General features: G+C 72.7%; 5 protein-coding genes. 4 read left to right on the top strand and 1 reads right to left on the bottom strand.

Annotation, left to right across the window (positions count from 1 at the left end; all coding sequences use genetic code 11):
* Nucleotides 1-147 precede the first annotated feature (147 nt).
* A complete protein-coding gene (pqqA, locus tag ACFE8Y_RS19670) occupies nucleotides 148-237 on the bottom strand; it encodes a pyrroloquinoline quinone precursor peptide PqqA (RefSeq protein ID WP_018042171.1) in 90 nt (29 codons plus the stop codon).
* 506 nt (nucleotides 238-743) lie between these two features.
* Here pqqA and mgtE point away from each other — a divergent pair.
* The 4 genes from mgtE to ACFE8Y_RS19690 all read left to right on the top strand — a co-directional run bounded on the left by mgtE (nucleotide 744) and on the right by ACFE8Y_RS19690 (nucleotide 7,575).
* Entirely contained in the window at nucleotides 744-2,144 is a 1,401-nt protein-coding gene (gene mgtE / locus ACFE8Y_RS19675) for a magnesium transporter (RefSeq protein ID WP_375466063.1), read from the top strand.
* Between the two features lie 200 nt (nucleotides 2,145-2,344).
* On the top strand, nucleotides 2,345-2,689 hold the full coding sequence (locus ACFE8Y_RS19680; protein ID WP_375466064.1) for an Hpt domain-containing protein: 345 nt from the start codon (nucleotides 2,345-2,347) through the stop codon (nucleotides 2,687-2,689).
* Nucleotides 2,690-2,833: 144 nt separating this feature from the next.
* Nucleotides 2,834-6,616, top strand: a complete 3,783-nt coding sequence (locus ACFE8Y_RS19685) for a PAS domain S-box protein (RefSeq protein ID WP_375466065.1) — start codon at nucleotides 2,834-2,836, stop codon at nucleotides 6,614-6,616.
* 80 nt (nucleotides 6,617-6,696) lie between these two features.
* Nucleotides 6,697-7,575: a DNA-3-methyladenine glycosylase family protein gene (locus ACFE8Y_RS19690; protein WP_375466066.1), complete on the top strand. Its 879-nt coding sequence runs from the start codon at nucleotides 6,697-6,699 to the stop codon at nucleotides 7,573-7,575.
* Nucleotides 7,576-7,850: the final 275 nt, after the last annotated feature.

A 7,850-nucleotide genomic window follows, 5' to 3' on the forward strand; every position in this document is an offset into this window, starting at 1 on the left:
CAAAGACCCCGATCGGTTCAGGATCAATCCGCACCACCTCAGCCCGCGACCATACACGCGTTCGATTCCACGATGGGCTGGACAAACGAAAAACGCCGCCCCGCGAGGGACGGCGCTGTGAGATCGGTCGCAGAGGCGACCAGCGGCTCAGTTGAAGGTGTCGATCTCAGCCGACTCGTAGCTGGTGACTTCCATGCCGACACACACTTCCTGAACGATCGGGGCAGACCACGTCATGGCGTTTCTCCTCTGAACTTCCGACACCCCCAACATAGGCGATCTGTTGGGCGCAATACAAGCGGGCACCGCACTTATATTTCTCATAACCGGGCGACGCAGGGGCCCGGCTCCGCGCGCGCCGCGTTGCAGAACTGAGAAATTCATCTTCTTCATCAAGGTCATAGCACGAAAAGCATTATGCTTCAACGTCGGCGCGAGGCCGCCCGCGCGATGCCTTTTCGCAGCCTCCGCGCGGTTCGCGGGTTGACGCGCCCCCGCGCGGAGGGCAGGACGCTGCCGCGTGCCGCACCCGTCGCCGGGGCCGCCGTTCAGCCCGATTCCTCAACGCAGACCCCGATGCCAAGCGGCGCGCCAGACCGATCGTCCGAGCCGCGCCCAGCCGTGCGCCGCGATCCCGCCTGAACCCCTGGGGGCCGGAGCGGGGTTCCGCCGCGCCGCCGGTCGCGGCCGGCGCCGCGCGGCGCGCAGCCTGGCCCACGGGGCGAGGCCCAGGACAGAGGCCCATGAACCCACCGGTCCCCGATCCCCCGGCCGCCGACGATCCCGGCGCGCCCGGCGCCCGCGTCGACCCGTCGGTGCTGGCCGCCCGCCTCTCGGATGAGCGCGCGCCCGACATCGTCGAGGCGCTGAACGAGGAGGCGCCGGAAGTCGCCGCCGCGATCCTCCTCGGGCTGCCGCACGACCGTGCCGTCGAGGTGCTCGACCAGCCGGAGCTGGATGCGGCCGCCGACATCATCGAGATGCTGCCCCGCGACCGGGTCGCCTCCTACCTCTCGGGCATGTCGGCCGACCGGGTCACCGACGTGTTTCGCGAGATCGAGGAGCCGGGGCGCTCGGACCTGCGCGCCCGGCTCGACGCCGAGACGCGCGGCGCCGTCGATCGCCTCAGCGCCTACGGCGAGGAGACGGTCGGCTCGCTGATGACGACCGAGTTCGTCACGGTGCCCGGCACCTGGACGGTGGCCCAGACCCTCGATCACGTCCGCCGCGTCGAGAAGACCCGCGAGACGATCTACGCGATCTTCGTGCTCGACCCGCGCACCCGCGCCCTGACGAAGGCGGTGCCGCTGCGCCGCCTGATCTCGGGCGACCCGCAAGACAACGTGCTCTCGGTCGCCGCCGGCCGGCGCCCGCTCGCGGTCTCGCCCACGGCGAGCCGCGAGGAGGCGGCCCGCCTGATCTCGAAGTACGACCTCCTGGCGCTTCCCGTGGTCGACGCGGTCGGCCACCTGATCGGCATCGTCACCGTCGACGACATGATCGACGCGATGGTCGAGAAGCAGACGCAGGACGTGCAGCGCTTCGGCGGCATGGAGGCGCTGCCCGAGCCCTACATGGACATCGGCTTCCTCACGATGATCCGGAAGCGCGCCGGCTGGCTCTGCGCGCTGTTCCTCGGCGAGATGATGACCGCCACCGCCATGCAGGGCTTCGAGGGGGAGCTCGAGAAGGCGATCGTGCTCACCCTGTTCATCCCGCTCATCATGAGCTCGGGCGGCAACTCGGGGAGCCAGGCGACCTCGCTCCTCATCCGGGCGCTGGCGCTCCGCGAGGTTCGCCTGCGCGACTGGTGGCGCGTGGCGCTGCGCGAGGTGCCCACCGGCCTCGTGCTCGGGGCGATCCTCGGCCTCATCGGCATCGTCCGCATCGTGGTCTGGCAGAAGACCGGGCTGTACGATTACGGCGCGCACTGGCCGCTGGTCGCGGCGACCGTGGGCGCGGCGCTCGTCGGCATCGTCACCTTCGGCTCGCTCACCGGCTCGATGCTGCCGTTCCTGCTCCAGCGCCTCGGGTTCGACCCCGCCACCGCCTCGGCGCCGTTCGTGGCGACGCTGGTCGACGTGACCGGGCTCGTCATCTACTTCTCCGTGGCCCTGCTGATCCTGCGCGGGACGCTGCTGTAGCGCCGGGCGCGTCTCGCGTTCGGGAGGGCCGGCACCGCAGGCCCACGAACCGGGGCGGACGCGACCGATCGCGGCATCGATGACACGGATCTGGACGCGGCGATGAAACGCCGCTTCGGTTCTCGACGTCAGAGCCATGTCAACAGGGCCATGTCAACGACGTTGCCGTCCCGCATCGCCTAACCCAACGGAGCCCGCTCGTGACGCTGCCCCTGCTGAGCCGCCCGGCCCTCGACGACCTCGGCGACACGATCGGTACGGAGAAGCTCGACCGCCTGATCGATCGCTTCACCGCCAGCCTGCGCACCGCGTTCGCGGAGGGGGACCGGCTCCCGGAGGATTACGGCCGCGAGGCGCACACGCTGATCTCGATGTCGGGCATGCTCGGCTGCGAGCGCCTGTCGGAGGGCTGCCGCGCCCTGGAGGTCGAGGCGAAGGCAGGGGCCGACCTCGCAGGATCGCTTGCCGCCATCCGCACCCTGCGCGACGAGACGGTGGCGGCGCTGGGAAGCCTCAGGGCCTCGCCCCTCGCCGGACCTGGCTGAGGTAGGCCCCGGTCGTGCGCGGGCTTTCCGATGCGGGTTTCGTGAAGGCGGGTTTCGTGAAGGCGGGTTTCGTGAAGGAAAGCGCGGTACCGTCGTGCGCGGGGCGGGTTTGAACCGCCGAGGCCCAACCTTGAGGCGAGCGGGATGATGGCCGGGGCGTCGGCGGACCGCGGGCGGCGAGGCACGGAGCCGGCCGGCTTCGATCGCTTCGCGGGGCGGTGGCCGCAGGGTCTCGTCGCGGCCGGCGGCCTGATCGTCCTCGCGCTCCTGTGGAGCGGGCTGCTGTTCCACCTGGAGCAGCGCCGCGCGAGCGAGATGGTTCAGGCCAAGCGCGACGTGACGAACCTGTCAGTCGCGCTGGCCGAGCAGGTCTCGCGGCTGGTCGAGGGCATCGATCAGATCATGCGCCTGATCCAGAGCGACTTCACGGACGACCCGAAGGCGTTCGATTTCGCGACTTGGTCGAAGCGCACCACGATGCTCGACGCCAGCGCCCGCCAGATCGCGATCTTCGACGAGAACGGCGACCTCGTCGTGTCGCGGACGCCGCCGCGGCCGGGCGCTCCGCGCGTGAACGTCGCGGATCGCGACTACTTCCGCCAGCTCTCGGAACATCCCGAGGCCGGCCTCTACATCAACCGCACGGTCCAGGGACGGGTCAAGGGCGGGTGGTCCATCACCCTGGCACGGCGCCTGACGCGGGGCGACGGCCGTTTCGGCGGCGTCCTGATCGTCGCCCTCGATCCCGACTACCTCACGGCGCGCTTCAAGGCGCTCGACGTCGGGCAGGACGGCAGCGTCTCCCTGTTCGGTCTCGACGGCTACATCCGCGCGCGGTCGCCGCCGACGCCCGGCATGTACGAACGCGACCTGCGCGCCGATCCGAACAGCGGCCTGTTCGCGAGCCTGAAGACGGCTCCGGTCGGAACGTTCGAATTCGTCAGCCTCTACGACGCGCGTCATCGCCTGTTCGGCTACCGCATCACGGACGGCCTTCCCCTCGTCGTCCTGGTCGGCAAGTCGGTCACGGACCTGCTGGCGCCGATCCGCGAGGAACAGTTTCGCGCCTTCGCGGTCGGGGGTGCCACGACGGCCGTGATCCTGGGCGGGCTTCTCGTCCTCCTGCGCGAGCTGGAACGACGGCGTCGCCGCGAGGCGCTCCTGGTCGAGACGCACCGGGCGCTCGCCGAGGCCGAGACGCTATTCCGCGGCGTGTTCGAGCACGCCACCGACCACCTGTTCGTCCACCGGGTCGCGCCGGACGGGAGCTTCGTCCTGGAAACCCTGAACCCGAGCGCGGCCGCGCTGATCGGCCTGTCGGCCGAGGAGGCGCGCGGCAAGGCGCCCGAGGACGTGATGTCCCCCGACATGGCCGCGATCGTCCGCGCCGACATCGAGGGCGTGATCCGGACGGGAGAGCCGCTTCGGCGCCAGGAGGAGCGGGTCCGCGGGGACGGGAGCCACCGCTTCGAACTGATCCTCGTGCCCCTGCGCGAGGCCGGCGGCCAGGGCCGCGTGCGGCGCGTGTTCATCAGCGCCCGCGACATCACGCACCTGCGCCAAGCCGAGGAGCGGATCGCCCGGAGCGAGGCGCGCTACCGCCTGCTCGCCGACAACGCCAGCGACATGATCACCCAGCTCGACCTCGCCGGTCGGCGGCTCTACGTCTCGCCCGCCGCGCAGGACCTGCTCGGCTACGCGCCGCAGGACCTCGTCGGCACCCGTTCGCAGGACCACGTCCACCCGGAGGACGCGGGCGCCGTCGGCAAGCTGGTCGGCCGCCTGTCGCGCGGCGAGGCCGAGACCGCGGTCGGCACGTATCGCCTGCGGCGCGAGGACGGGACCTACCTCTGGGTCGAATCCTCGTGGTGCCTCGTGCGCGACGCGGACGCGCGCCCCGCCGGCTTCGTCGCCTCGGCGCGCGACATCGACGCCCGGCACCGGGCGGAGGACGCCCTGCGCGCGAGCGAGGCGCGCTACCGGGCGCTCGCGGACACCCTGCCGCAGATCGTCTGGATCGCGCGGGCCGAGGACGGCGAGGCGGCCTACGTCAATCGGCGGTTCGAGGACTATTACGGCCCGATCGGCTCCGGCCGGGCCGCCCGCCTCGCGGCCAACCACCCCGGCGACGGCGCCCGGATGGCGGCGGCCTGGGAGGCGGCGCGCGACGCGGACCGGGGCTACGAGGTCGAGGGGCGGCTGCGGCGGGCGGACGGCGCCTACCGCTGGCACAAGATCGTGATGGTGCCGATCCGGCAGGCCGGGGCGATCGCCGGCTGGCTCGGCACCGCGCTGGACATCGACGACATCATCACCGCCCGCCGGGCGCTGGAGGAGACCAGCGACCTGCTGCGCCTCGCGCAGGACGCCGCCGAGGCGGGCTCGTGGGACTTCGACCGCGTCGCGGGCACCGTGCTGCTCTCGCCGGAGAGCGCGCGCCTGCACGGGCTTTCGGCGAGCGAGCCGCTGCGCCGCACCGTCGGCGCGTGGACGTCCCAGGTGGTGCCGGAGGATCGCGCCCGCGCGTTCGCGGAGGCGACCGAGGCGATCATCGCGCGCCGGACGTTCGTGATGGAGTTCCGGGTCCGCGGCCTCGACGGCATCGTGCGCTGGCTGCAGTGCATCGGGCGCGCCTACTACGACGCGGCCGGCGAGGCGACCCGGGTCATCGGGCTCAACCTCGACATCACCGAGCGCAAGCACGCCGAGCTCGCGCTGCGCGATGCGAAGGCGGCGGCCGACGCGGCGCGCCTGGAGGCGGAGCGGGCGAGCATGGCCAAGACCGACTTCCTGGCCGCGATGTCCCACGAGATCCGCACCCCGCTGAACGCCGTGATCGGCTTCACCGACCTCCTGGTGCGGTCCGACAGGCTCGCCCCGGACCTGCTCCGGCACGCGGAGCTCGCGCGCTCCTCGGGCGACGCGCTGCTCACGGTGGTCAACGACATCCTCGACTTCTCCAAGGTCGAGGCGGGCGCGATCGACCTCGAGCGGCGGGCCTTCGCGCCGCACGCGCTCGCCGACAACTGCCTCTCGATCGTGCGCGGCCTCGCGGCGGCCAAGGGCCTGGAGGTGGTGAGCCGGATCGACCCGGACCTGCCCGCGAGCGTCGTCGGCGACGAGGCGCGCCTGCGCCAGATCCTGCTGAACCTCCTCAACAACGCGGTGAAGTTCACCCGCCGCGGCGGCATCACGCTCGCCGTGCGCCATGCCGGCCGTTCGCTCGGGGCCGAGACGATCCGCTTCAGCGTCGCCGACACCGGCATCGGCATCCCGCAGGAGAAGCAGCACCGGCTGTTCGAGCGCTTCTCCCAGGTCGACAGTTCCGTCACCCGCGATTTCGGCGGCACCGGGCTCGGGCTCGCGATCAGCAAGCGCCTCGTCGAGCTGATGGGCGGCACCATCGGGGTGGCCTCGGACGACGGGCAGGGATCGACCTTCTGGTTCACCCTGACGCTGCCGCGCGGGGACGCCGCCCGCGCCCTGTCGCGCGCGCGCCGCACGAGCGTTCCGCGCATGACCGGGCACATCCTCCTGGTCGAGGATGTCGCGATCAACCAGGAGCTCGCCCGCCTCGTGCTCGAAGCGGCGGGCCACACGGTCGACGTGGTCGCCGACGGGGCCGCCGCGGTGATGGCGGTGGAGGACGGGGCGTTCGACCTCGTGCTGATGGACGTGCAGATGCCCGGCATGGACGGCATCACCGCGACCCGGATGATCCGCCGGCTCAAGGGCCCGGCGGCGACGGTTCCGGTGATCGCGATGACCGCCAACGTGCTTCCGAGCGAGGTCCGCCAGTTCCGCGAGGCCGGCATGGACGACCACGTCGGCAAGCCCTTCGACCGCGCGGTGCTCTACGCGACCATCGACCGCTGGCTGCCGGGCGGCGCGCGGCCGGCCGGCGCCGTCCGCGCCGCCGGGCCGTGATCCGGTCTCCCGCGGCCGGATCGGATGCTTCACCTGCCCGCGGCCACGACCTCGGCGCGGGGGCGTCCGGCGGACGCGAGGTGCATGCGGTCGACCTGTCTTACCGGCCGCCCTACGACTGGGCCGCGATCCACGGCTTCCTGGCAGCCCGCGCGATCCCGGGCATCGAGGCCGCAGCACCCGGCTACGCCCGCACCGTCGCGATCGACGGGCGGCACGGCACCGTCGCCGTCGCGCTCGAGGCCGGTGACCGCCTGCGCGCCACGATCCGCGCGGACGCGGCGGCCCTGCCGGAGATCGTTGCCCGCCTCCGCCGCGTGTTCGATTGCGCGGCCGATCCGGCCGCGATCGGCGCAGGCCTCGCCCGCGACCCGGGCCTCGCGCCCCTCGTCGCTGCGCGCCCCGGCCTGCGGGTGCCGGGCGCCTGGTGCGGGTTCGAGCTCGGGGTGCGCGCCATCCTCGGCCAGCAGGTCTCGGTGGCGGCGGCAACCCGGCTCGCCGGGCGGCTCGTCGCCGCGCTCGGCACGCCCTTCGCGGGCGCGGCGCAGCCGGGTCTCACCCACGTCTTCCCGGGCCCGGACGCGATCGCTTCGGCCGACATCGCGGGGCTCCTCGGCATGCCGCGGGCACGCGGCGCGGCGATCCGCGCGCTCGCCGCGGCGAGCCTCGCCGAGCCGGACCTGTTCGCCCCGGGCCAGGACCCTGCGACGGCGGCGGCCCGCCTCACCGCGATCCGCGGGATCGGCCCGTGGACGGCCCAGTACGTCGCCATGCGGGCGCTGCGCGACGCCGACGCCCTTCCGGTCGGGGACATCGGCCTGATGCGCGCGCTGGATGCCGGCCCCGGCCGGCCGAGCCCGGCGCAACTGCTGGCGCGCGCCGAGGCGTGGCGGCCCTGGCGCGCCTACGCGGCGATGCACCTGTGGACCGCCGACGCGGAGCGGTCCGCACCGGCGTGACGTGGTACATCCATGCGCGTGGGCTCCTGATCGCACGCGGGTCCCGCACCCTGCACGAGCGAGGGGCCTGCCCCTCTCAGGGAGATTTGATGTGATCTCTGGTTGCTCGGTTCGGGGGCGTCGCCCCTCGTCATCCGTGCGTCCTTCCCTCTCCCCTCTGCGGGAGAGGGTGACCCACGAGCTAAGTCGGGAGAGGGGAGCCACGTATCTGGATACGGCGCTCCCCTCTCCCGACCCTCGCTCACGCGAGGCCCACCCTCCCCCGCAGAGGGGGG

It is taken from the genome of uncultured Methylobacterium sp. (genome assembly GCF_964242245.1).
Classification (GTDB): Bacteria; Pseudomonadota; Alphaproteobacteria; order Rhizobiales; family Beijerinckiaceae; genus Methylobacterium.

Coding starts and splice junctions, on each gene's coding strand:
- pqqA (WP_018042171.1), bottom strand. CDS start 237: ATGACGTGGTCTGCCCCGATCGTTCAGGAAGTGTGTGTCGGCATGGAA.
- ACFE8Y_RS19685 (WP_375466065.1), top strand. CDS start 2,834: ATGATGGCCGGGGCGTCGGCGGACCGCGGGCGGCGAGGCACGGAGCCG.
- mgtE (WP_375466063.1), top strand. CDS start 744: ATGAACCCACCGGTCCCCGATCCCCCGGCCGCCGACGATCCCGGCGCG.